The organism is Nocardia sp. NPDC059236 (assembly GCF_042754085.1).
Classification (GTDB): domain Bacteria; phylum Actinomycetota; class Actinomycetes; order Mycobacteriales; family Mycobacteriaceae; genus Nocardia.
The window spans coordinates 18,614-41,137 of the sequence record NZ_JBHZAF010000010.1 but is presented as its reverse complement, the minus strand read 5'-3'; the positions used below and the strand labels follow the sequence as shown (position 1 = coordinate 41,137).

24 protein-coding genes and 1 pseudogene are annotated in these 22,524 nt (G+C 67.7%); 12 read left to right on the top strand and 13 right to left on the bottom strand.

The features are described from left to right. Positions 1-171: 171 nt before the first annotated feature. Entirely contained in the window at positions 172-1,740 is a 1,569-nt protein-coding gene (locus tag ACFXIV_RS25730; protein ID WP_379398344.1) for a DUF4139 domain-containing protein, read from the top strand. Here the strand turns inward: ACFXIV_RS25730 and ACFXIV_RS25725 are convergent. From ACFXIV_RS25725 to rimP, 8 genes are all read right to left on the bottom strand, one after another. After that, positions 1,715-1,873, bottom strand: a complete 159-nt coding sequence (locus tag ACFXIV_RS25725; RefSeq protein WP_379398342.1) for a hypothetical protein — start codon at positions 1,871-1,873, stop codon at positions 1,715-1,717. The two genes, ACFXIV_RS25730 and ACFXIV_RS25725, sit on opposite strands and share 26 nt — an antisense overlap. A gap of 156 nt (positions 1,874-2,029) precedes the next feature. After that, entirely contained in the window at positions 2,030-3,016 is a 987-nt protein-coding gene (locus tag ACFXIV_RS25720; protein ID WP_379398340.1) for a bifunctional oligoribonuclease/PAP phosphatase NrnA, read from the bottom strand. Between the two features lie 7 nt (positions 3,017-3,023). After that, a complete protein-coding gene (gene rbfA / locus ACFXIV_RS25715; protein WP_379383592.1) occupies positions 3,024-3,476 on the bottom strand; it encodes a 30S ribosome-binding factor RbfA in 453 nt (150 codons plus the stop codon). Positions 3,477-3,496: 20 nt separating this feature from the next. Next, positions 3,497-3,787 (bottom strand): DUF503 domain-containing protein, encoded by a 291-nt coding sequence (locus tag ACFXIV_RS25710; protein ID WP_040859602.1) that lies wholly within the window; start codon positions 3,785-3,787, stop codon positions 3,497-3,499. 109 nt (positions 3,788-3,896) lie between these two features. After that, on the bottom strand, positions 3,897-7,007 hold the full coding sequence (gene infB, locus ACFXIV_RS25705; protein ID WP_379398338.1) for a translation initiation factor IF-2: 3,111 nt from the start codon (positions 7,005-7,007) through the stop codon (positions 3,897-3,899). Between the two features lie 108 nt (positions 7,008-7,115). Then, complete coding sequence (locus ACFXIV_RS25700; protein ID WP_379398781.1) at positions 7,116-7,337, bottom strand: YlxR family protein; 222 nt, start codon at positions 7,335-7,337, stop codon at positions 7,116-7,118. A 236-nt stretch (positions 7,338-7,573) separates the two neighbouring features. Next, positions 7,574-8,623, bottom strand: a complete 1,050-nt coding sequence (nusA, locus tag ACFXIV_RS25695; RefSeq protein WP_379398336.1) for a transcription termination factor NusA — start codon at positions 8,621-8,623, stop codon at positions 7,574-7,576. Continuing rightward, a complete protein-coding gene (gene rimP / locus ACFXIV_RS25690) occupies positions 8,620-9,240 on the bottom strand; it encodes a ribosome maturation factor RimP (protein ID WP_379398334.1) in 621 nt (206 codons plus the stop codon). The genes nusA and rimP overlap by 4 nt, the downstream gene beginning before the upstream one ends. A gap of 312 nt (positions 9,241-9,552) precedes the next feature. Between rimP and ACFXIV_RS25685 the strand changes: the two genes are divergently transcribed. The 3 genes from ACFXIV_RS25685 to ACFXIV_RS25675 all read left to right on the top strand — a co-directional run bounded on the left by ACFXIV_RS25685 (position 9,553) and on the right by ACFXIV_RS25675 (position 12,228). Beyond that, on the top strand, positions 9,553-10,137 hold the full coding sequence (locus tag ACFXIV_RS25685) for a hypothetical protein (RefSeq protein WP_379398332.1): 585 nt from the start codon (positions 9,553-9,555) through the stop codon (positions 10,135-10,137). Further along, the gene (locus ACFXIV_RS25680) at positions 10,134-10,568 is read left to right on the top strand and encodes a ferritin-like domain-containing protein (protein ID WP_379398330.1); all 435 of its coding nucleotides are present in this window, start codon (positions 10,134-10,136) and stop codon (positions 10,566-10,568) included. Before ACFXIV_RS25685 ends, ACFXIV_RS25680 begins: the two co-directional genes overlap by 4 nt. Positions 10,569-10,797: 229 nt before the next feature. Then, entirely contained in the window at positions 10,798-12,228 is a 1,431-nt protein-coding gene (locus ACFXIV_RS25675; protein ID WP_379398328.1) for a three-helix bundle dimerization domain-containing protein, read from the top strand. A 154-nt stretch (positions 12,229-12,382) separates the two neighbouring features. Here the strand turns inward: ACFXIV_RS25675 and ACFXIV_RS25670 are convergent, their stop codons facing one another. Next, a complete protein-coding gene (locus tag ACFXIV_RS25670; RefSeq protein ID WP_379398326.1) occupies positions 12,383-13,174 on the bottom strand; it encodes a helix-turn-helix domain-containing protein in 792 nt (263 codons plus the stop codon). Positions 13,175-13,303: 129 nt separating this feature from the next. Here ACFXIV_RS25670 and ACFXIV_RS25665 point away from each other — a divergent pair, with 129 nt between their 5' ends. Continuing rightward, positions 13,304-13,711: a hypothetical protein gene (locus tag ACFXIV_RS25665; RefSeq protein WP_379398324.1), complete on the top strand. Its 408-nt coding sequence runs from the start codon at positions 13,304-13,306 to the stop codon at positions 13,709-13,711. Between the two features lie 269 nt (positions 13,712-13,980). On the opposite strand, the gene ACFXIV_RS25660 is transcribed toward ACFXIV_RS25665, so the two are convergent. Continuing rightward, a complete protein-coding gene (locus ACFXIV_RS25660) occupies positions 13,981-14,637 on the bottom strand; it encodes a TetR/AcrR family transcriptional regulator (RefSeq protein ID WP_379398322.1) in 657 nt (218 codons plus the stop codon). 90 nt (positions 14,638-14,727) lie between these two features. On the opposite strand from ACFXIV_RS25660, the gene ACFXIV_RS25655 reads away from it, so the two are divergent. From ACFXIV_RS25655 to ACFXIV_RS25635, 5 genes are all read left to right on the top strand, one after another. Then, positions 14,728-16,230 (top strand): MFS transporter, encoded by a 1,503-nt coding sequence (locus ACFXIV_RS25655; protein ID WP_379398320.1) that lies wholly within the window; start codon positions 14,728-14,730, stop codon positions 16,228-16,230. A 589-nt stretch (positions 16,231-16,819) separates the two neighbouring features. After that, positions 16,820-17,473, top strand: coding sequence for a class I SAM-dependent DNA methyltransferase (locus ACFXIV_RS25650; protein ID WP_379398318.1), 654 nt, complete (start codon positions 16,820-16,822; stop codon positions 17,471-17,473). 323 nt (positions 17,474-17,796) lie between these two features. Beyond that, on the top strand, positions 17,797-17,997 hold the full coding sequence (locus ACFXIV_RS25645) for a hypothetical protein (protein ID WP_379398316.1): 201 nt from the start codon (positions 17,797-17,799) through the stop codon (positions 17,995-17,997). 139 nt (positions 17,998-18,136) lie between these two features. Beyond that, positions 18,137-18,370: a hypothetical protein gene (locus tag ACFXIV_RS25640; protein ID WP_379398314.1), complete on the top strand. Its 234-nt coding sequence runs from the start codon at positions 18,137-18,139 to the stop codon at positions 18,368-18,370. Positions 18,371-18,377: 7 nt separating this feature from the next. Further along, on the top strand, positions 18,378-18,665 hold the full coding sequence (locus ACFXIV_RS25635) for a hypothetical protein (RefSeq protein ID WP_379398312.1): 288 nt from the start codon (positions 18,378-18,380) through the stop codon (positions 18,663-18,665). A gap of 1,029 nt (positions 18,666-19,694) precedes the next feature. On the opposite strand, the gene ACFXIV_RS25630 is transcribed toward ACFXIV_RS25635, so the two are convergent. The 3 genes and pseudogenes from ACFXIV_RS25630 to ACFXIV_RS25620 form a co-directional block, all read right to left on the bottom strand. Further along, positions 19,695-20,333 (bottom strand): carbohydrate-binding protein, encoded by a 639-nt coding sequence (locus tag ACFXIV_RS25630; protein WP_379398310.1) that lies wholly within the window; start codon positions 20,331-20,333, stop codon positions 19,695-19,697. Positions 20,334-20,506: 173 nt separating this feature from the next. After that, positions 20,507-20,748: pseudogene (locus ACFXIV_RS25625) on the bottom strand (FAD-binding protein); the annotation flags it as partial. Between the two features lie 168 nt (positions 20,749-20,916). Then, positions 20,917-21,825 carry a LysR family transcriptional regulator gene (locus ACFXIV_RS25620; protein ID WP_379398308.1) on the bottom strand — a complete coding sequence of 303 codons (909 nt, stop codon included), beginning with the start codon at positions 21,823-21,825 and terminating at the stop codon, positions 20,917-20,919. Positions 21,826-21,896: 71 nt separating this feature from the next. Between ACFXIV_RS25620 and ACFXIV_RS25615 the strand changes: the two genes are divergently transcribed. Then, the gene (locus ACFXIV_RS25615; protein ID WP_379398306.1) at positions 21,897-22,040 is read left to right on the top strand and encodes a hypothetical protein; all 144 of its coding nucleotides are present in this window, start codon (positions 21,897-21,899) and stop codon (positions 22,038-22,040) included. A gap of 6 nt (positions 22,041-22,046) precedes the next feature. Beyond that, positions 22,047-22,502, top strand: a complete 456-nt coding sequence (locus ACFXIV_RS25610; protein WP_379398304.1) for a carboxymuconolactone decarboxylase family protein — start codon at positions 22,047-22,049, stop codon at positions 22,500-22,502. The last annotated feature ends 22 nt before the right edge of the window (positions 22,503-22,524 follow it).

Genomic DNA, 22,524 nt, shown 5'->3' with positions numbered 1-22,524 from the left:
CGCCACCAATTCCCCGGCCACCCCGGGCAACCCGCTGGGCCGGCCCGGACAACTCGCACCTGCGAATTCCGCTCCGGCAGACAGCTATTCGCGGTGCCCTCCCCCGGCACGGTCATATCGCCGCGCGTATTCCCGTCGACTCGCGACGGCTCCTCGGGCAGGCTGGGCGGCATGGTGGATCTCGAGACAACAATCACGGCGGTCACGGTCTATCCGGATCGGGCCCGAGTCACCCGGTCCGGCAAGGCGACACTGGACGCGGGCGAACATCGCATCCGCGTGTCACCGCTGCCGCTGGAACTGCTGCGCGACTCGATCCGCGTCGCGGGCCGGGGCGACGTGACGGTCCTCGGGGTGGACATCATCACCGAACGGCAGCCCGAGCCGGACGACGTACAGATCGCCGAGCTCACCTCGCGCAGAAACGAACTGGATGCCGCGCTGGCCGAACTCGCCGACGCCGACCGCGCCGCCGACGCCCGCATCGAATTCCTGCAGCGCCTGGTCCGCAAGTCCGCCGGGCACCTGGCCAAGACGACCGACGAGCGGGTCATCGCCTTCGGCGACAGTCTCGAGGCGCAATACGGGGCCGTGCATGCCGGACGCCGCGACCGAGAACGCCTGCGGCAGGAGCACATTCTGGACAAGCGGGCGATCGAGCGGCGGCTGGCGGACCTGGGCCGCAAGAACCGCCCCGACATCCGGGCCGCGGTCATCACCGTCGACGCCGCCCAACCGGCCACCGCCGAACTGGAACTGTCCTATGTGGTGCCCGGCGCGCGCTGGACCAGCACCTACGATCTGCGCCTCGACGACAGGGGCCTGAGCCTGCGCTGGTTCGGACTGGTGCGCCAGCAGACCGGCGAGGATTGGCCCGAATGCCGCCTCGAATTGTCGACCGCCCGCCCGGCCGTCGCCCTCGACGTGCCCGAACTGGGCCCCTGGTACCTCAGCACCACGCCACCCGAGCCGAAACTCATGGCCAGGCGGCGCGCTCCCCGGTCCGGGGACCCCGACGGCGCGCACCCCATGCTCGCCGCGGCGGCGCCCGCGCCCGCCGGTGCGCTCCCGCCACCGCCGCCGCCCCCGGTGCGAGAAGCGGTCACGACCGTCGAGCACGGGGCCACCGCCGCCACCTACTCCCCGCAGCGCCCGGTCGCCATCGCCGCCGACGGCACCGAACACCGCACGCTGATCATCGCCCTCGACCTCGAGGCCGATCTGGATCACGTGACCGCGCCGATCCGCGCACCCGAGGCGATCCTGCGCGCCACCGCGCGCAACACCTCCGAGCACACCTTCCCCAAGGGCCGCGCGTCCCTGTTCAACGACACCGAATACGTCGGCGCGACCGATCTCGACCTCTGGGCCCCCGGCGAGGAACGCGAACTCGCCCTCGGCGTGGACGATCGCATCCGCGTCGAACGAGAACTGGTGCGCCGCAATGCCTCCAAGGCGACCCTCGGTTCGGCCCGCCGCGTCGAAATGGAGTACACGATCACCGTCACCAACCACGGCGCCCGCCCCACCACCGTGACTGTCCTCGACCGCCTGCCGGTCGCCCGCGACGCCACTGTCACCGTCCGCGACACGGTCCTGAAACCACCCCCGACCGAGCGCGACGACCTCGGCATCCTCACCTGGAAACGCGACCTCGAGCCGCAGGACCGGACGGTCATCACCCTGGGCTACCGAGTCGAAGCCCCCAAGGGCGTCACCATTTTCGGCCTGCCGGACTGACCCGGCCGACGACGCCATCGACGATCGCCTGCACGACATCCCCGGGCCGCTCGCCGATACCGCCCTCGAAGACATCGCCAACGCCGTCGAAGTCGCGGGCAGCACCGGCACGCACGCACCGGACCTGATCCACGCCGCCCAGCAGTCCTTCGTCGACGGATGGCAGCAGGCCATGTGGGCGGGCGTCGCCGTCATGGGCGCGCTGTTCGCCTACATGACCCTGCGCGGCATCGGCGGGTCGACCACGGACCGCGGTGACGAATCGAACTGAGGGACACCGGGACCCGGGTCAGCCGAGTTCGCGGAGGAGGTTCGCCAGCAGGTCCGGGGCCTGGCCGGTGGTGGAATAGCCTGCGGCATAACGGTGTCCGCCGCCGCCGAGGGCGGTGGCGACGCGGGCTACGTCCAGGCCGGGTGAGCCGTCGGCGGCGTCGTGTGAGCGCAGGGAGACCGTCCAGTGGTCCGGGTCGGTGCGGGATTCCTTGAAGACCGCGGCGACCTGGGCCTCGGCGGTGGTGCGGATGAGGTCGATTATGCTCTCGACCTCTTCGGAGCGGACGGCTTCGGTGTCCTCGCGGCAGACGACCGCGTAGACCAGGCCCGCGCCGGCGGCGGCATCCGCAATCAGCTGGGCGGAGGCCAGGACCCGGGACAGCATGGGGAGCCAGGCGAAAGGATGGGTGTCCATCAGGGTGCGGGTGATGGCCGCGCCGTCGATGCCGGTGGCCAGGAGGCGTTCGGCCAGGGTGTGGGAGCCGGGGCGCACCCATTTGAAAGAGCCGGTGTCGGTGACCAATCCGGCGTAGAGGCAGTGCGCGATATCGCGATCGATGGGTTCGCCCCACGCCTCCAGGATGCGGGCGATGACGCCCGCGGTGGATTCGGCGGCCTCGTCCACGACATTGACCTGACCGAAGCGGGTGTTGGACCGGTGGTGGTCGATGACCAAAGTCGTTGCGGCGCTGTCCAATCGGTCACGCAGCGAGCCGAGCCGTCCGGCACTGCCGCAGTCCACGGACACCAGGACATCGGCCGCGCGCGGCACCTGGTCGGCGCGGACCAGCAACTCCGTGCCGGGCAGCGACCGCATGGACACCGGCAGTTCGGCTGGTTCGGCGAAGGAGACGACGACCGGGACCCCGCGTCGGCGCAGCACCTGCGCCAGGGCCAGCCCGCTGCCGACGGTATCGGCATCGGGCTGGATGTGGCAGAGAATCGTCACCGATTTCGCGGCCTCGAGAACCTCGACGGCAGGGGTGACATCGACGGGGGTCACGGCGTGGTCAGGCTTCGTCGTCTTCCTCGTCCTCGTCCGACTTGTACGGGTCCGCCTCACCGGCGTAGTTCGCGCCGACCGCCACCTGCGCCACGCGCGCGTCGGAGGCGCGGGCCTTGGCCAGCAGCTCCTCCATCTCGCGGGCCGCGTCGGGCACGGTGTCCAGCTTGAACGCCAGCGTCGGGGTGAACTTCACCCCGGTGCCCGCACCGACCTTGGACCGCAGAATCCCCGCGGCCTTCGACAGGCCTGCGGCGGCTTCCGCAAAATCGGGTTCGGCGTCGATGGTTTCGCCCATGACGGTGTAGTAGATGGTCGCCTCGCGTAGGTCACCGGTCACCTTGGCGTCGGTAATGGTGACGAACCGCAGTCGCGGATCCTTGATCTCGTATTCGATCGCCGTGGCGACGATGGACGAGATGCGCTTCGCGAGTCGGCGTGCTCGAGCCTGATCAGCCATGCCGAGCCCTCCTCACTTCTTCAGTCTTCGGGTCCGAAGACGCGACGGCGTACCGCCAGCAACTGTAACTCCGGACGATTGGCGACGTGCCGTTCACATTTGTCCAGCACCTCGGTCAGATGATTCATGCCGTAGCTGACCATTGCCACACCGAGCAATGCCCGGCGATACCGGTCATGATCTCCGCCCTCGGTGACACTCACCTCGAACCGCTTCAGGTCGGCGAGGATGGGGCGGATGACAGAGCGCTTCTCTTTCAGTGAATGCACATCACCGAGCAAGATATCGAACTCGAGCGCTCCGAAGAACATCTTTTCAGTCATATGAACGCGCCCCGGGGAATGCGCGCACGGTTACCCGGAAAGGGAAGGGGCACAACCCCGCCGGGCACGGAGGCCCGGCGGGATCGTGTACTGCTTCCTAGTCGCGCGGCTTCTCCCGCAGCTCGTAGGCCTCGATGATGTCGCCGTCCTTGATGTCGTTGAAGCCCACGGTCATACCGCACTCGTAGCCTTCGCGGACCTCGGTGACGTCGTCCTTCTCGCGACGCAGCGACTGGATGGTGGTCTCGGCGACCACCACGTTGTCGCGGATCAGGCGCGCCTTGGCGTTGCGCTTGACCGAGCCCGAGAGCACCCAGCAACCCGCGATATTGCCGAACTTGGAGGACCGGAAGATCTGGCGGATCTCCGCCCGACCCAGCTCGTGCTCCTCGTAGATCGGCTTGAGCAGACCCTTGAGGGCCTTCTCGATCTCGTCGATCGCCTGGTAGATGACCGAGTAGTAGCGAATGTCCACGCCTTCGCGGTTCGCCAGCTCGGTCGCCTTGCCCTCGGCCCGGACGTTGAACCCGATGATGATCGCGTTCGACGCCGACGCCAGGTTGACGTTGGTCTCGGTGACGCCACCGACACCGCGGTCGATGACGCGCAGCCGCACCTCGTCGCCCACATCGATACCGAGCAGCGCCTCTTCGAGGGCCTCGACGGTACCGGAGTTGTCGCCCTTGAGGATCAGGTTCAGCTCCGAGGTCTCCTTCAGAGCGGCATCCAGATCTTCCAGGGAGATCCGCTTGCGGCTGCGCGCGGCCAGGGCGTTGCGCTTGCGAGCGTTGCGGCGGTCGGCGATCTGACGCGCGATGCGGTCTTCCTCGACGACGAGCAGGTTGTCACCCGCGCCGGGCACCGAGGTGAAACCGATGACCTGGACGGGCCGCGACGGCAGCGCCGCCTCGACGTCGTCGCCGTGCTCGTCGACCATGCGGCGCACGCGACCGTAGGCGTCGCCCGCCACGATCGAGTCGCCGACGCGCAGCGTGCCGCGCTGGACGAGGACAGTGGCCACCGGGCCACGGCCGCGGTCGAGGTGGGCCTCGATGGCCACACCCTGCGCGTCCATGTCCGGGTTCGCCCGCAGGTCGAGGGCCGCGTCCGCGGTCAGGACGACCGCTTCGAGCAGCGACTCGATGTTGGTGCCCTGCTTCGCCGAGATGTCCACGAACATGGTCTCGCCACCGTATTCCTCGGCGACCAGACCGTATTCGGTCAGCTGCTGGCGAATCTTCTGCGGGTTCGCGCCTTCCTTGTCGATCTTGTTGACCGCCACCACGATCGGCACGTCCGCTGCCTGCGCGTGGTTGATGGCCTCCACCGTCTGCGGCATGACGCCGTCGTCGGCCGCGACCACGAGGATCGCGATGTCGGTGGCCTTCGCACCACGGGCACGCATGGCGGTGAACGCCTCGTGACCGGGGGTGTCGATGAAGGTGATGAGACGATCGTCGCCGTTGACCTCGGCCAGCACCTGGTAGGCGCCGATGTGCTGGGTGATGCCGCCGGCCTCGCCCTCACGGACGTTGGCCTTACGGATGGTGTCCAGCAGTCGGGTCTTACCGTGGTCGACGTGACCCATGACGGTCACGACCGGCGGGCGGACCTGCAGGTCTGCCTCGTCGCCGTCGTCCTCGCCGTAGGTGAGGTCGAAGTTGGCGAGCAGCTCGCGGTCCTCGTCCTCCGGAGAGACCACGTGCACGACGTAGTTCATCTCCGAACCCAGCAGCTCGAGGGTCTCCTCGTTCACCGACTGGGTAGCGGTGACCATCTCACCGAGGTTGAACAACGCCTGAACCAGCGAAGCCGGGTTGGCGCCGATCTTCTCGGCGAAGTCGGACAGCGACGCGCCACGGGCGAGGCGAACGATCTCGCCGTTGCCGCGCGGCAGCCGCACGCCACCGGCGATGGGCGCCTGCTGGTTCTCGTACTCGGCGCGCTTCGCCCGCTTCGACTTACGACCCTTGCGGGGAGCGCCACCCGGACGTCCGAAGGCACCCGCGGCACCGCCGCGACCACCACCGGAACCGGGACGGCCACCGCCGCCACCACCACCGGGACGGCCGCGGAAACCACCGGGAGCACCACCGGTACCGGCACCGGCGCCGGCACCCTGACCGCCACCGGGAGCGCCGCCGCCGCCGCGGTAGCCACCGCCGCCGCCACCGGGACGACCGCCACCGGCGCCGCCCGGACCACCCGGACGCGCCGGACGGCCTGCGCCACCCGGACCGGCCGGGCGCTGAGCGCGCGCGGGCATGGCGCCCGGGTTGGGCCGAGGCGGCATCGAGCCGGGGCTGGGACGCGGGCCACCCGGACGGGGACCGCCCTGACCGGCCGCGGCCGGACGCTGACCACCCTGACCCGGGCCGGGGCGCGGACCGCCCTGACCGGGACCCGGACGCGGGCCACCCTGGCCCGGACCCGGACGGGGACCGCCCTGGTGCTGACCCGGACGCGGACCACCCTGGGCCGGACCCGGACGGGGACCGCCCTGGTGCTGACCCGGACGCGGGCCGCCCTGCTGCTGCTGGCCCGGACGGGGAGCCTGACGCGGCGCCGGACGCTCCGGAGCCGAGGAGAACGGGTTGTTACCGACCCGCGGCGCCTTCGGACCCGGCTTGGGTCCGGCCGGCCGCGGGCCGCCCTGCTGAGCCGCCGGGGCACTGCCCTGCTGAGCCGGACGCGGGGCCTGGGCACCCGGACGCGGCGCGTTCGGACGCGGGGCCTGCGGGGCCGGAGCGGACGGGGTAGCCGACGCGGAAGCCGCTGCGGGAGCAACGTTTTCGCGAGCAGCGGGCTTCGGGCCCGGGGCGGCCGGACGGGCGGCCGGAGCCTCGACCGACTCGGCGCGGGCAGCCGGAGCCACCTGCGGAGCCGGAGCCGGAGCCTGCGGCGCGGGGGCCGGAGCCTGCGGCGTCGGGCGGGGGCCCGGACGGGGACCGGCACCGTGGGCGGCCGGCTTGGCGGCCGGACGCGGGGCGCCGTCACCACTGGGCTTGGGAGTCGCCGACTTGGCGGTCCCATTGGACGGGGTGCTCTTGGGTGCGAGCGACTCCCGCAGCCGGCGCGCGACGGGTGCTTCCACCGTCGAGCTCGCCGACTTCACGAACTCGCCCTGCTCCTTGAGCCGCGCGAGTAGTTCTTTGCTCGTGACACCGAGTTCTTTAGCCAACTCGTGCACGCGGGCCTTGCCTGCCACTGCTCTCCTCACTCAGAGGTCGAGCGCAGCAGCCCGTATCACGACGGGACGCCCGCACGACCTCGACTAATTTCGAAGGCCGATCATTTCTGGGACTTCACGGTTTGCTCATGAGTGCTCGTGCCTGTTCTCTACGTAATGCTCCAGGGCTGAGATATCCAGATGTCCGGACACTCGTAGTGCTCTGCCGAATGCTCGGCGCCGAACTGCTTGGCTCAGACAAGCCGAAGAGGGGTGCAACCAGGCACCCCTTCCGGGAAGTCTGTGCCGCGGATCCGGAATGACGACAACGTCCTGCCCGGAGGCAGACCCTTGCGCCACGACCCGCATCAGATCGGCGGCCAGCTCGCGTCTACGACATCCGATGCAGGTCCGGACGGGTTTCGATCTTGCTGACACCCGCTCGGCGCGCAGAGAAGTCGAAGACTCGCGCTGAGCCTGCGTCCACTCTACCGCTGTCACGTCCCGATCTCCGCATCCGTACCCCTTGGAAGTTACCAACCTGTCATCCCAGGGGTCTGTTTCACAAATCTCGGGACCGACCGGGCCGGATGGATCCGGCAAGATCAACCCCGGTGGGCCTCGCCACCGCCGGCCGCCGCCGCGGGACGCACACCACCCTGGACCTCGGGCGCCGCATCGGAACGAATGTCGATGCGCCAGCCGGTGAGCCGGGCCGCCAGGCGGGCATTCTGGCCCTCCTTGCCGATGGCGAGAGAGAGCTGGAAGTCCGGAACCACCACCCGCGCGGCGCGGGCCTCGGGGTCCACGATGGTGACGGATACAACTTTCGACGGCGACAGCGCATTCCCGACGAAGGTGGCCGGGTCCTCGGCGTAGTCGATGATGTCGATCTTCTCGCCGGCCAGCTCGCTCATCACATTGCGCACGCGCTGGCCCATCGGACCGATACAGGCGCCCTTGGCGTTGACGCCGGGGACCGTCGAACGCACGGCGATCTTGGAGCGGTGCCCGGCCTCGCGGGCCACGGCCACGATCTCCACCGAGCCGTCGGCGATCTCGGGGACCTCCAGCGCGAACAGGCGGCGCACCAGGTTGGGGTGGGTGCGCGAGAGGGTGATCTGCGGGCCGCGCGGGCCGCGCGAGACACCGACCACGTAGCACTTGATGCGGTCGCCGTGCTCGTAGGTCTCGCCCGGCACCTGCTCGGCGGGCGGGATGACGCCTTCCGCGCCATGGGCTTCCGAGCCGATGCGGACCACGACGGTGCCGCGGGCGTTCATGCGGGCGTCGCGCTGCACCACACCGCCGACGATGTCGCCCTCGTGGGTGGAGAACTCGCCGAAGGACTTCTCGTTCTCGGCGTCGCGCAGCCGCTGCAGCACGACCTGGCGGGCGGTGGTGGCGGCGATGCGGCCGAAACCTTCGGGGGTGTCGTCCCATTCGGAGATGACGTTGCCGTCGGTGTCGAGCTCGCGGGCCATCACGCGCACGACACCGGTCTTCTGGTTGATGTCGATGCGGGCGGTGGGCTGGTGGCCCTCGGTGTGCCGGTAGGCGGTGAGCAAGGCGGACTCGATCGCGGAGATCACCGTCTCCATCGAGATCCCCTTGTCGGCGACAATCGCGCGCAGGGCTTCGATTTCGATGTTCATTCCACGATCCCTTCGTTCAGTGAATCGGACTCTGCTGCTTCGTTTTCGGATCCCTCCGGCGCACCGGGCTGGGGACGGCCCGGCGCTACTCCCCCTGCGAGTTCCAGTTCGGCCGCGCCGGGTGGAGCGAATTCCACCTGCACGACGGCGGATTGGATATCGGCGAGCGGCACCGTCACCCGGTGTGGCTTCCGCTTGCCGCCGAGGACCAGGGCGACGTCGGTCTCGGTGACGACGCCGACGCGGGCCTCGAACGTGGTCTTGCCCTTCTCCTCCGGTGATTCGGCGCCGGGGCGCAGCACGATCTTCACCTTGCGGCCCTGGGCGCGCCGCCAGTGGCGCGGGGAGGTGAGAGGCCGGTCTATGCCGGGGGTGGTGATCTCGAGCATGTAGGCGGTCTCGCCGAAGTCACCGACGTCGTCGAGGGTCTGCGAGATCTCCGAGCTGAGTTCCGCGACGGCGTCCAGGTCGGGGGATCCGTCGCTGTCGACGGTGACCTTGAGCTTGGCCTGCGCTGTACCGGCAGCCGAAATCGCAACGCCTTCGAGGTCGAATCCTCGGCGTTCGACGAGCTCAGCAACTAGCTGGCTCACCCTTTCCTCGGTCGGCATCGGCATGTGGGGCGGCTCCTGGTTCAGTTGTCACGGGTTGAGTTGTCGGTATCGATACTGGTCGGGCACGGTCGGGAGACCCGTCTCCGCCCTCGGGAGGGAGGATTCGGCGAAATGCCGTGCCGAAGGTCTAGCGTAACGCGCGGAAAGAGTGTAAAGGACCAGCCAACTCGCTCGATTTCGGCATGGTCGGCGCTGTGGTGCTGACGGCGTGTCCAGCACGACGCGCCCATGACGGTTCCCCGTCGTTCCAGATCACAGCCTATCCGACGGCCCTCACGCAGCAAGCTGTCCGCGACGGCTGGCACGATGTATGCCGTGCCCAGCAGTCAGAGCGGCCTTCCGGCCGGTGTCGTCGGTCTCACGGTCCCGCCGGACCGAACCGGGTCCTCCCCCACCCCCGAACCTCCCCTCCCCGCCGTGAACCGCCGCAGCGCGCTGCGGCTGGCCGGTGGCGGCATGCTGGCCGTGGCGGCGGTCGGCGCGCTGGCCGCCTGCACCAGGAACGACACCCCTGCCGCTCCGGATCCGCTGATCGCGCAGGAGACCTCGGCCCGTACCGACGCGGCCGCCGCGACCGCCGCCATCGCGACCTCTCCCGACAAGGCCGGTGCGCTGCAGACCATCGCCACCCAGCGCACCGCGCACGCCGATGCCCTGCGCACCGAAATCGACCGCGCCATAGGCGTTTACGGCGACGGCAGCACCCCCAGCCACCGCACCCCGCCGGTCACCCCGACCGCGCCCGTCCCGCCTCCGGGCGTCGCCGTCCTGCGCAGCCAGCTCCAGCAGTCCCAGCGTTCGGCGGCCGACCTGTCGGCCCAGCTCTCCGGCTACCGCGCCGGTCTCCTCTCTTCGATCAGCGCGTCGTGCGCTACCCACGCGGGGGTTCTCCTGGCATGACCACAACCGACCAGCAGGCACTCATCGATGCGTTGAGCGCCGAATACGCCGCTGTCTACGCCTACGGCGTGATCGCGGCCTACGCCAACCACGACCGCGACAAACTCGTCGCCGAGTACACGGCATCCCACCGCGCCCGCCGCGACGCCACCATCGACACGCTGAAGGCTTCCGGCGCAGCGGTTCCCGAGCCCGCTGCCGCCTACACCTCTCCCATTCCGGTGAACGACCCGATTCCGGCCGCCAAGCTGGCGGTGACCGTCGAATCCGACGCGGCGGCGGCCTGGCGCTCGGTGGTCGAACGCGCCGGCAACCCCGATCTCCGCCGGACCGGTATCGAAGCGCTCACCGAATGCGCTGTGCGCCTTGCCACTTGGCAGTCGATCCTGGGCACCAGCCCGGCCACCGTGGCCTTCCCCGGCCAAGCCTGAGGCCGCGGCGGCCCATCGCCGTGCCGCGTGAGGCAGTGGATCGCACCGCCTTCCGACGCGAATGGCACTGTCTTCCGCCGCCGAGGTCACCGGGAATTCGCCGGACCCGCACTTGCCGTTTCCGTTTTCGATCACGGATCGGCACCCGCCGCCGATAGGGTCCGGTCGGCGCGGCTTGTCGCAATTTCCTGCCGTGCAACGGAATTCGGTGTGAGGTCGAGGAGATGCTGTGGCGGTCGATGCTGCGCGGGAAGAGAAGGCACTGCGGGAGGTGACGAATCGCCTGGTCGAGGACTATGGCGAGGCACATCCGGCAGAACGGGTCGAAGCCGTGGTGGGGGCGGTGCGCAAGCGGTTCGAGGGGCATTCGGTGCGGGAGTTCGTACCGATTCTCGTCGAGCGGATTGCGCGGCGGGAGTTGGATCCGAAGCGGTCCATGAATGCTGCCACGGAGGTGGATCTGACCAAGGCGGCGGTCGGCGAGGGGGGTTCGCCGGATGGGCATCCGGCGGAGACCACGAGCGTATTCGCCGCTGTCGCAGGACGATTCGTTCCGGCTCGGCTGGTCGAGAACAAGCGGGCGCTGGGCGTGGTCGCGGCGGGTGTCGCGGTGGTGCTGGCCTTCGCGGTGATCATGGCTGTGCGGCAACCGGATTCACCGTCGGGAACCACCGCCGCGACGGCCCTGACCACCGTGCACGGTGTGGCCGGTTCGGAGAAATCGGCGTTCTTCGACGACCCCAAGGTCGCCGACGCATTGGCCAAGCACGGGTTCAAGGTGGACGTGGAGCCCGCGGGGTCCCGGCAGATCGCCACCTCGGTGGATCTGGGCAAGTACGACTTCGCCTTCCCGTCCAGCTCGGCCGCCGCGGAGCTGGTTCAGCGCAAGAGCGGAGTGACCGGCAAGTACGTGCCGTTCTCCTCCCCCATGGCCATCGCCACCTTCAAGCCGATCGCCGACCTGCTGACCCAGGCCGGCATCGTGCAGCCCGGCGCGACAACGACTTTCGACGTCGAGAAGTACCTGTCGCTGGCCGAGAAGGGCGTCCAGTGGAACCAGCTGGAGGGCAACTCGACCTATTCGGTGCCCAAGAACGTGCTGGTCTCCACAACCGATCCGCGCACCTCCAACTCGGCGGCCATGTATCTGGCGGTGACCGCCTACGTCGCGAATGACAACACCATCGTGCGTGGCGCCAAGGCGGAAGACTTTGCGGTGTCCCGCGTTTCGCGCCTTTTCACCCGGCAGGGCTTCACCGAGTCCAGCAGTGACGGCCCCTTCAAGGACTATCTGTCCAACGGCATGGGCACCGTCCCCATGGCCTGGATCTACGAGGCCCAGTACGTCGACGCGGCCGTGCACAACCAGCTCAAGCCCGACATGGTCCTGATGTACCCCAAGCCGACGGTCATGTCCCAGCACACCGTGGTCCCTCTCGACGACAAGGGCGACCGGATCGGCAAGCTCCTCACCACCGACCCCGACCTGCAGCGCCTGGCCGCCGAACACGGCTTCCGCCCCACCGACGTGACCCTGTTCACGAATACCACCGCCGCCCACCAGGTCCCGGTCGACGTGAACCTCGTCAACCAGGTCAGCCCGCCCGACTACGACACCCTCGAACACCTCCTCGACGGCGTCGCCAAGTCCTACAACTGAGCGCCCGAGTCCGCCGGCCGCGCAGCACCGAAGGGATTGCGCGGCCCTCCGGAAAACCGCAAGCCCGGTCCGGTTCCATCCAGCGACGAACCCGGTCCGAATTCCTCCGGGACTCCAACCGCCGAGTTCTGATCACTGACAGTTCGGACCACGGTTACGGAACCACGAGACCCCGCAGGGCTGTGGCCGTGAATTCGTCGAGCGGATAGAACAATTCGATGGCCAGTTCGGACAGGGTGACGTCGGCGGGCGCACCGAAGGTGGCCATGGTGCTGAACATCGACAGCACGCCCATCGGGGTGCGAATACGCATGGGAACCGCGAAGGGGCCGGATTCGACCGGCTCGGGGTCGGGCTCGGGCGGCTCCGGATACGCGGAGATCTCCTCGAGGAGCGCGCACAGCCGGGCATCGCCGGTCGCACCGACCTGGCGGGTCAGTCGCTCGAGGAAGAGATGCCGAATCTGGTGCCCGTTCACCAGGTGCTGGATGAGCCCTTTCGGATGCAGTACGAGCCGGTAGACGTTCGCCTCGGGCGTCAGCAGGTGCTCAGGGATTCCGCTCATCAGCACACCCATCGCCTTGTTGCCGATGACCATGTTCCAGTGCAGGTCCACCACCACCGCGGGATACGGTTCATGTGCCGACAGGATGGCGTCCAGGGCCGAGCGCACCGCCGCGAGATCCGCGTCGTCGAGGTCGCTCTCTCGATACTCGGGTGCGTAGCCACCCGCGAGCAGTAGGGTATTGCGTTCGCGCAGTGGCACTTCCAGCACGTCGCACAGTCGCAGCACCATGGCTCGGCTGGGGCGAGCGCGCCCGGTCTCCACGTAGGACATGTGCCGCGCGGAGGTGTCCGCTGCCAGCGCCAGGTCCAGTTGGCTGAGCCGCCGCCGTTGGCGCCATTCCCGCAACAGCGCGCCCACCCTGGGCATGGTCTGGGTCATCGCCGCAGCATATCGGCGGGCGGGTAGGTGCGGCCATGACCTCCGAGGTTATTGAGACCGCGACCGCGCCCCGGCACTGTCGATCTCAGCGGCCCGCACCGGCGGTCCCTCGGCGACAAGGAGTTTCGAATGACCATGCTGACCACCAGTCGACCCGGCCCCGGCCTGCGCGCCGCCTTACGCGTGGATGCCTGGAGCACAGGCGTTTTCGGCATTGGCCTGCTGACCGCCGCTCCCCTGCTGCGAGATCCGCTGGGCCTGCCCACGGCCGTGTCGATGCTGTTCGGATTGGGCATGCTCGGTGGCGCGGCTGTGCTGAGCCGGATCGCCGCTTGCCCGACCGTCCCAGCGCCGCTCGCGACCGGCGTGGCAGCGGTCAACGCCGTCTCCGGATTGGCAATGACGGGGCTCGCCGCCGCAGATGTGCTGCCGCTGACCGCATTCGGCCGGGCATTCCTGTACAGCGGGGCGCTCGTGGTAATCGTCTTCGCCGCCGTCGAACACAACGCCCGTCACGACTCCGCAGCAGTTCGGTAGGCGGTCTCGACCGACCGCGTCGGGCGAGCACAGCAGACCCAGCCCGGGAGGTCATGCCACCCGATCCTACGTTCAGCGTCACCTCGCGGTGCGTACAGCTTGCCTCGGTGAAATCGATTCGCACACTGCCCGTTCCGCATCCGGCGTCGATCCGGCTCGGCACTATCCAACGACCTTCCCGCTCAGCGGTTCCGGCCCCGATCTTCAGTGCGACAGATTCGCGAATCAGCCGCCGATCCTGGCCACGCCCCGGGCACCGCATGGCGATGTCAATCGAGTCGGCCGTAGATCAAGCGCAAAATCGCCTCGGCGAGGTCGTCGATGCTGCTGGGCATGTCATCCTGGGGCGCTGCTGACAACTGGGAGAGCCGCCCGTCGCGCATGAGCGCAACCAGGCCCGCGAGCGTTGCCGAGTCGATCCCCTCGGGAGCGAGCCCCGCCGCGCGGTCGCGGTCGATCTTGGCCGCGAGCCCGGCGGTGAATCGTGCCTGGATGCCGGCGATGAACTCGGTCAGCGGGGGGTAGCTGCTGTCGTAGCCCTCGAGCGAGCAGACGAGGATCGCGCTGTTGTCGTGCCAGATCTCGGCCGCTCCGTTGAGCTGGGTGCGCAGGAGCTCGCGCTGCGGGCCGGTGGACGGCAGCCAGACGTGGGTTTGCGCATAGCGATCGCTCACGTCCTCCATGAGGCGGGCGAAGACCGCCTGCTTGGAGGGGAAGTAGAAGTAGAAGCTGGTGCGTGAGATGCCGGTCGCGTTGGTGATGTCGTCGACGGTCAGGTTGGCCATCGGCTTCTTCGTCAGCAGGTGGCGGGTCGCATGCAGGATCTGGGCCTCGCGCTGATCACCCTTGGACATGGCGCCGCGGCGGCGGAGGCCTTCGGTCGTGTCTTGGGTCCGGTTCACTCCGTCTCCGCCCTTCTGCGCCATGACCTCACCCTAGAGCGATTTTCATTCCGGCTATCGACGTGGCGTCTATCATAATCGACAGTGTGTCGATTCCAGCGTAGCGTGCCAGCAATGACCTCCCCGCTCGAGCTCCGGCGAGCTTCGTCGCCGACCGCGATCGTGCTGACCATGGCCAGCACTGTGTTTCTTCTGGCCATGGCCCAGACGCTGCCCGTCCCGGCGCTCCCGCAGATCGGTCTGCAACTCGGGGTCTCGGCGACGACCGTCGGATGGGTGACCACGGCGACGATGCTGGCCGCCTCGGCGCTGACGCCGCTGCTCGGGCGACTGGGTGATGTCTACGGGCACAAACCGGTCGTGCTGTCGACGCTCGCGGTCACGCTGGCCGGCAGCCTGCTCGCCGCGTCGGCGCACAGCATCGATCTGCTCATCGTCGGACGGGCCCTGCAGGGAGCCAGTTTCGGCCTGTTCCCGCTGGCGATCAGCGTGCTGCGTCACGAACTTCCCGCCGAGCGCCTGACCGCGGCGTTGGCCGTCACCGCATCGACCCTGGGCGTGGGTAGCGGTGTTGCGCTGGTGGCGACGGGTCTGCTGACGCAGGGCGGTGCGGACTACCGCCGCATCTTCTGGCTGTGCGTCGTGCTGACGGCGGTGGTGCTGGTGCTGGCGTTCGTGACGCTGCCGCGCCGCGCGGGGCAGGGCGGCCGTGTCGATTACGTGGGTGCCGCGGTCCTCGGCACCGGTCTGGTCTGCCTGCTGCTGCCGATCTCGCAGGGACACGAATGGGGTTGGGGCAGCGCGCGAGTGATCGGGCTGTTCGTGGCCGCGGCGATCGTGCTGGCCGGGTTCCTGCTGCTGCAGTCCAAGTTGCGTGAGCCGCTGGTGGCGACCTCGCTGCTGGCGCATCGGCCGGTCGCGGTGACCAACCTGGCCAGTTTCTGCGTCGGTTTCGCGATGTTCAGCGTGTTCCTGGGGGCGACCTATTTTGTGGCGACGCCGCGGGCGCTGGCGGGGTTCGGTTTCGACGCCTCGGTGCTGCGCACGAGTGTGGCCTTCATGCTGCCGGGCGCGGTGGTGTCGGTGGTGATGGGTCCCCTCGCCGGGCGTCTGGTCGGGCGGATCGGCCCGCGCTTTGTTCTGCTGCTCGCCAGCGTCATCGGCCTGTGCGCTCTCACCGCCCTCGCGTTGCTGCACGCGACGAGCGCGGAAGTCGTTGTCGCACTGGTCGTCGCGAATGCCGCGATCGCAATCGCCTACGCCGCCATGCCCGCCCTGCTGGTCGCCAATGTCGCACCGCACGAAACCGGAATCGCCAACTCGATCAACTCGATCATGCGCACCGTGGGAGGCGCCATCGGCAGCGCGCTGGTCGTCACGATCCTCACCAGCGACACCCTGCGCCACGCCCTGCCCAACGGTGCGGTCGTGGCCCTGCCCGCCGAGGGCGCCTACCGCATCGCCTTCTTCACCGGCGCGGCGTTCTTCGCGGTGGCAGCACTCCTGGCCGGATTCGGCCTCGGCCCCAGCAGCCGGCGCTTGACCCGGCATGAGGTCGACGAGGACATCGCCCTGGCGCGCGCCGGCGAGTTCGCCACGGCGTCGACCAGCCTCTGACAATCGGGCCTGGGGTCAATTCGGGCGCAACTCGGCACCACAGAACGTTCTGTGCAGTCAGTCAGCCCGAGATGACCTCAGTCCGTTTCTCTTCCGACGAAACTGCGCGGCCGGTTCGAACAATGCACTACGCAGCCTTCTGGCGAGTTCGGGCCAATAGTGGATGTTCGGCGGCGCAACAGATTCCGCCCGCCGACCGCCCCGGTTCGCACAGCCCGGGAGTTGTCGTCGTATACCTCGCCGAGCAGGTAATGGGCAAGCAGGTGGTTGGCGGTGTAGCACTTGTCGTACAGGCTGTGGCAGGTGAGGAACTCGGCTTCGGCCGGAGAGAGGTCGAACCGGAAGCTGACCGAGATCGAACTGCTCGACGGTCGCGATCTGGCCCTTCCACTTCTTCGAATCAGTACTCGGCCAGTCGATTTCCCTTGTAGGCCAGGCCGATTCGGGCGTGCCGGAACGGCACCCTCTTGCTCCGAGCGAGCAAGTCGCGGTGGAATCCATTGAGGATCAGCTGTGGTGCAGTCGATTCCAACTTCGCTGAGCTAAAGCCTCGTCCCGTTTGGGCTGTGGGTAACCTGCGGTCGCGGGAATGGGACCGAACCCTGATGGCTGGCTGGAAGACACGCGGGCGTCATACGACACCGTCGCTGCCAGTTATGCAGACCTGACGCGTCACCTTCTGGATGAAACACCCGAAGAGCGCGCTGTCCTGGCGTTGTTCGCCGATCTGGTGCGGGCCCAGGGTAGGGGGCCAGTCGCGGATGTGGGATGTGGGACAGGGAGGATCACGGCTCACCTGCGTCAACTGGGCACGGACGTCTTCGGAATCGACTTGTCACCCGGAATGATCGGGGTGGCTCGGCGTGATCACCCCGACCTCCGGTTCGATCTTGGCTCAATGACGAACCTCGCTCTGGAGGATGCCTCGATGGCCGGCCTGGTCGCGTGGTACTCGCTGATCCACATCCCCGACGATGAGATCGGTTTGGTCTTCGCGCATTTCCAGCGAGTGCTTCGGCCCGACGGGCCACTGTTACTCGGCTTCCACGTCGGAGACGAGTCGCAGTTGACGACTCAAGGCTATGGCGGGCACCAAATGAACCTCTGTGTCCATCGTCGCCAGCACAGCCAAATGCGTGCGTGGCTAGAGGATGCCGGTTTCGTCGTCGAGGCATCCAGAACTCTCACTTCAGCCGAGAGCAAGCTCGGGGGGATCATTCTCGCGCGCCGCCAGGTTTGCTGATCTCAAAGGGTGATCACGCCGCTCTGAGCCACCGATGCAATGAGCGTCGAGGCCGCTCTCACATCCTGCCTCGACCAAACCACTCGACAGGCGCAGTAGAAGGGTCCGGCGATCGAGAAACGCATTGCATTCGGCAGTGACCTGCGTTCCGCCGACGTCGAAGACCCAGTGCCCGTTGATTTTCCGCTGCCGCGCACTGGCCGGCTCGGTCAGCGCGGGATTCGGCAATTGAGTGCGTTAGTTGCGTCGGCCGTACTTTCTCGGAGTAGGGCCTCTTCAGAACCCGGTTGCCGATCCCTGCGGTGCACCGACACACTGCTCACGTGAATGACGAGACCTCGGTGGACGACCTGATCGTCACGGAGAAGGTTGTCCAGGCGCTGCGAGCCATCAAAACCGAGATGGGTTGCAGCCTCCACGAGGCCATCGATGAGTTTCAGCGGCGTTATAACCGGCTGCGCGCGGAACGGCCGGACGATTTCACGCTGCCGCACGGTGAGTACGGTCGCGATGTCTACACCTGAGTGCACGGCCGCGTTGCAGACGGTGGTCGATCACTCGAGACGTTCTCGATCTGTGGATCTTCCAACAAACGTGGTGACCTGTTCGGTCAGTGGCATGCGGCATTATCGTGCGTTCCAAGCCAGTCTGGAGGGACCACCAGTGGATGTTGTCGCGATCATGGAAGCGCTTGCTGCGCAGGGCATAACCGTGTTGTTCAAGGCCGATGCCGAGCGGATGGCCGAGAGGGACAGGCCGTGGACGTTCGTGGCCAGCGGTGCTCCGTTGCGTAATGACGTCCTTGTGCGAACCGACGCCGATTCGGTGGAGCAGTGTCGGGTGGTGTGTTTGCCGCGTCTGCACGAACTGGGCTTGTCGATTCCCGAGGGCAGGTAGTGGCGAGATGGGCGCAGCCGACGAGCTGATCCTGGAGGCCGAATCGGTTCGGTACTGCTCCTACAACGACGAGGCGGCGTTCTTCGAATGGCTGGACAAGCTGCCATGCGTCATCTCCTATTGGGGTCGTAGGACGACGCTGTACATCACGGTGAACGGTGCCCAGGTCGATGACAACGCCTTCGTCGACCTTTTCGCCTTGTTCCGCCGCTACGGCGTTGACCGCGAACAACTGCGCACGCTCGCTCCCGGCCGCTGCATCGCGTGGTTCAACAACCCAGCGTCTACCAACTAACGCAAACTCCTGCGTCGAGCACTTCCCCGCGGGCCGCATGGACGCTTCGAGCCACGCGCGGGTAGCGGCAGAAGAGCACGCTGCCATGCGTGCATGAACGGCCAACCCAACCGTTCTAAACGCGCACTACAACTGAGGAATTGGCGCGAAATTGCTGTTCTACAGCGGATTGTGTGGGATTGCACCGGTCGTCCGAAGCTCGGCATGACGGTGCGTTCCTGAGGCTGAAATGACCGCACTGTCCCATGCGGCAAACCCGCCGGCTCTGGTGTGTTCGATGAGAGCTTGGAGCGCTGTGGAATTCGAGTCGGTAAGAGCGATGATTCGGATCGCCTCGTAGGTGGCTTGGAACTCTTCAGCGAGACGCTGATAGCAGGCGGTCTTCTGATCCCGCCGCCATCGAGTGGACTCTGATTTCGTATCCCAGAGCCGCCCGATCGCGAGTCCCACGATCCCTGTAAGTGCTGCCAGTAGTGCTGCGGTCATTAGTCCCCCAAATCGCCAGACTGATCACGGGCCGCCCGGACAGAGTTCATCCTCTGAGTTGGCTGGACGAATCTGGCGCGATCGATCGCCAAATCTGCCCAGGATGACGGTGGCCCGAGCGTCCGTAAACGTAAGGGCTGTACCGATTTTCAAGGTTCTCGGGCATTGGCGTCCGGACGTCGAGACGCCAATCGCGCGTCAACATGTCAACCCTTACACGGCACTGACCGACTGCGAAACCCTCCGTCGATTGCGCCGCCTCGCGCTGGCCGGTTCGGTCAGGGCGGTCCGCGGCAGTAGCGGATATTCGGCTGAAACCTCTGCGGCGCGATCAGGTTGTCTGTGCGGTGAGGGCTCGTGTCCAAAACTCGAATCGAAGTAGCGCAATGGTTCTCACCGAAGTCCCGGTCGCCTCGCGACCGGGGCTTCGGCCATTTCCGGGCGGATCGCATTGCAGGGTGCGTTGAACACCCGCGACCTGGTCAGCTGAACCAGCACACCCCGAACCCTCCCGCTTCCCTGTCGCGGGAGGACTTTCGCGTCCTAGACCTTCTGCCAGAGCGCCGGGGTATTCGGTGGGGTCCAGTCCGGAGCGTCCGCGGTATGCGCCTGAATGCAGCGGTACTGGGACCCGTTGTAGGACACCACGTCACCGACGTTGTAGTGGACGCCCTGCTGCCAGGCGGCGGGCGCCGGGGCGGTTGTAGTCGGCGGCGGAGTGGTCGTGGGGGGCGGCGGAGTGGTCGTGGGGGGCGGCGGAGTGGTCGTGGGGGTGCCGCCGCAGCCGGACGCGTCCGCCACGGTGACGGTGCTGCGGGTGGTACCCCAGACCGAGCCGTCCTTGAAGATGACGTTGGCGGTCAGCTCGTGGCTGCCGACAACGGTCGGAATCCACTGGATGACCGGATCGATTCCATTCACGACCACCACGCTGCCGATCGTCGGCTGCTGCGGGGTCTGCTGCGCGAAGTCGATGAGCTCCACCCGGGCGGCGTCGGCGGTCAGCCCGCTCGACGAGAACGACACCAGATAGGCGTTGTTCACGCAGTGGGTGGCCCCCGGAACCGTCGGGGGCGCAGGGATTTCCGCGACCGCCATGCCCGCGGTGAGCACCACGGCCCCACTCAACGCCGTGAGTGCGCCGATTCCGAACCCCACCCGAGTAAACCATGAGTGTTTCACTTTATACTCCTAGCCGTACCTCACACTGCCAACGCAGCGCTTCGGCAAGCTAACAACAATTCTCCTGTGCGACAGGATATTTCATACCAACGTGACCTACGTTACGTACGGCGACCGACCGGGTCCACAGAACCTCACAATGCAGAGGTTGCTCACAGCACGCGCGAGGAGCCGGCCCAGAACAGCTCCGCCTCCGCACCGTCCGGATGTTTCTTGCCGTGGATGTCGGAGGCGATCGCACCGCCCACGGTGACCTGCCGGGTCCCGGCAACAACGGAACCCACAAGCGCTGGGGCAGAACGGCTCTCATCAATGCGTCGAGGCCGACTCCGGCATCGACACCGACGATCCCGGTGTCGGGATCGATGTTGTGGATGCGGTCGAAGGCAGTCATGTCGACGACCAGGCCGCCACCGCCGTTCGGCCCGAGTGGTGCGTGGTCGCGTCGTTGTTGCCCTACCCGTTGGACGGGACGTTCACCGCGTGCAGAAGCTACTGCGTTCGCTGCCGAATCTCGCTCGACAGGATCAAGGTTTTCCGGACTGTGCGGAGGTAGAGCACGTCGGGCCGGTAGTTCGGCGGGCTATTCGGCGATGTCGGCGGCGTGGGTATGGAGGACGTGGACGAGGGCTCGGGTCGGCTCCGTGGTGGGGCCGGGCAGGCGAACCACGCTGACGCGGCGTCGTTCCTCGGGGAGGTCGTCGATGCTGATGAGGCGGACGCCGGGAGGGATCGCGGACAGCAGCGTCGCGGGAACGGTGGTGATGCCTGCTCCTGCTGCGACCATGTGCAGTTTGGTCAACCAGTCACGGGCGGCGTGCTGGACGCGGGGCCGTCCGGGCAAGCCCGGCCAGACGCCCAGCAGCGGCTCATCGATGCCGGCAGGGTCGGCAATCCACGTCTCGCCGACGAGATGCTCTGCGGAGACGCTGGTGCGGTCAGCGAACCGGCCGTTCGCCGGAACCGCCAGGACCAGACGGTCTTCCAGCAGCGGTTCTACCCATAGGGAAGGATCGTCGGTGTCGGGCGAGCGGTGCGGTGGCCGCGAGGACAGCACGGCGAGGTCGAGGGTGCCGGCGCGCAGTGCCCGCACCAGCGATGGGGTCGTGCTCTCCCGGGTGGTGACCCGGATGTGGGGGCGTTGCCGATGCAGGGTCGCCAGGGCGCGAGCCACAAGCACCGCTCCCGCGGCCGGGAAGAAGCCGAGCCGCACCGGACCGCTGTCGTCCTCGGTACCGCGCAGCTCCCGATCGGCCGCATCCAACGCGTCCAGCGCTGTCACTGCGTGTCGCAGTAGGGCGAGGCCCGCCGAGGTCGGCCGCACGCCGCCGGGATAGCGGTCGAACAGTCGAACGCCGGTGGCCTGCTCCAGGGCCGCAACCTGCCGGGAGACCGCCGACTGCGTGTATCCGAGCGATTGTGCCGCGGCCGTGAAGGTGCCTCGCTCGGCCACCTCGCGCAGAACCCGCAGCCCAACCACCGTGACGTCCATGAGTAATCAGCATATCCAGTATGCGAAGCATTCGCTTTCCGAATGGCAGCGCGGTACCTAACGTGCAAAGCGTGAACGAGCAATCCACCACCGGAGCCGCCGAACTGGGCGGGCGGTTTCCCCTCCTTCTTCCCGATGCGCTCGATGGGGCGCAGCGCGCCGTCCACACCAGGCTGCGAAACACGCGCCTGCGCACCGCGGAAGGGGCAGGCTAGCTGGCCGTGCTGCCCGACGGGCGGTTGATCGGCCCGTTCAACGCCATGCTGCGCAGCCCTGCCATAGCCCAGCCCCTGCTGGAGTGGGCCGAGGCGATCGCCCGAGCCGATATCCCGGCCGACGTCCGTGAGGTGGTCATTCTCACCGTGGCCGCTGAGTGGGGAGCCGAGTACGCGCTCTACGCCCACACCGCAGGCGCCGGGTGCGCGGGCGTGCCCGAGACCGCGATCGCAGCGCTGGGACATGGCGACACGCCTCTGGGTCTGCGCGCCGAGGCCGATATCGCCCACCGCCTGGCCATCGCTCTCGTCCGCGATCACCAGGTTCCAGACGACCTCTATGCCGACGCGGTGACCACATTCGGCATCGACGGGCTTGTCGCCCTGGTCAATCTCGTCGGCCAGTACCTCAACACCAGCGCGCTGCTGGCCTGCTTCCAGGTCCCCGCGCCCATCGCCTGACACACCACACAACGCACCGGAA

Bases quoted from the DNA above. Each gene is read 5' to 3' on its own strand.
- ACFXIV_RS25665 (WP_379398324.1), top strand. From the start codon at position 13,304: ATGACCATGCTGACCACCAGTCGACCCGGCCCCGGCCTGCGCGCCGCC.
- ACFXIV_RS25650 (WP_379398318.1), top strand. From the start codon at position 16,820: ATGGGACCGAACCCTGATGGCTGGCTGGAAGACACGCGGGCGTCATAC.
- nusA (WP_379398336.1), bottom strand. From the start codon at position 8,623: ATGAACATCGAAATCGAAGCCCTGCGCGCGATTGTCGCCGACAAGGGG.
- ACFXIV_RS25655 (WP_379398320.1), top strand. From the start codon at position 14,728: ATGACCTCCCCGCTCGAGCTCCGGCGAGCTTCGTCGCCGACCGCGATC.
- ACFXIV_RS25660 (WP_379398322.1), bottom strand. From the start codon at position 14,637: ATGGCGCAGAAGGGCGGAGACGGAGTGAACCGGACCCAAGACACGACC.
- ACFXIV_RS25670 (WP_379398326.1), bottom strand. From the start codon at position 13,174: ATGACCCAGACCATGCCCAGGGTGGGCGCGCTGTTGCGGGAATGGCGC.
- rbfA (WP_379383592.1), bottom strand. From the start codon at position 3,476: ATGGCTGATCAGGCTCGAGCACGCCGACTCGCGAAGCGCATCTCGTCC.
- ACFXIV_RS25635 (WP_379398312.1), top strand. From the start codon at position 18,378: ATGGGCGCAGCCGACGAGCTGATCCTGGAGGCCGAATCGGTTCGGTAC.
- ACFXIV_RS25730 (WP_379398344.1), top strand. From the start codon at position 172: ATGGTGGATCTCGAGACAACAATCACGGCGGTCACGGTCTATCCGGAT.
- rimP (WP_379398334.1), bottom strand. From the start codon at position 9,240: ATGCCGATGCCGACCGAGGAAAGGGTGAGCCAGCTAGTTGCTGAGCTC.
- ACFXIV_RS25710 (WP_040859602.1), bottom strand. From the start codon at position 3,787: ATGTTCTTCGGAGCGCTCGAGTTCGATATCTTGCTCGGTGATGTGCAT.
- ACFXIV_RS25620 (WP_379398308.1), bottom strand. From the start codon at position 21,825: ATGGACGTCACGGTGGTTGGGCTGCGGGTTCTGCGCGAGGTGGCCGAG.
- ACFXIV_RS25680 (WP_379398330.1), top strand. From the start codon at position 10,134: ATGACCACAACCGACCAGCAGGCACTCATCGATGCGTTGAGCGCCGAA.
- ACFXIV_RS25700 (WP_379398781.1), bottom strand. From the start codon at position 7,337: ATGCGGGTCGTGGCGCAAGGGTCTGCCTCCGGGCAGGACGTTGTCGTC.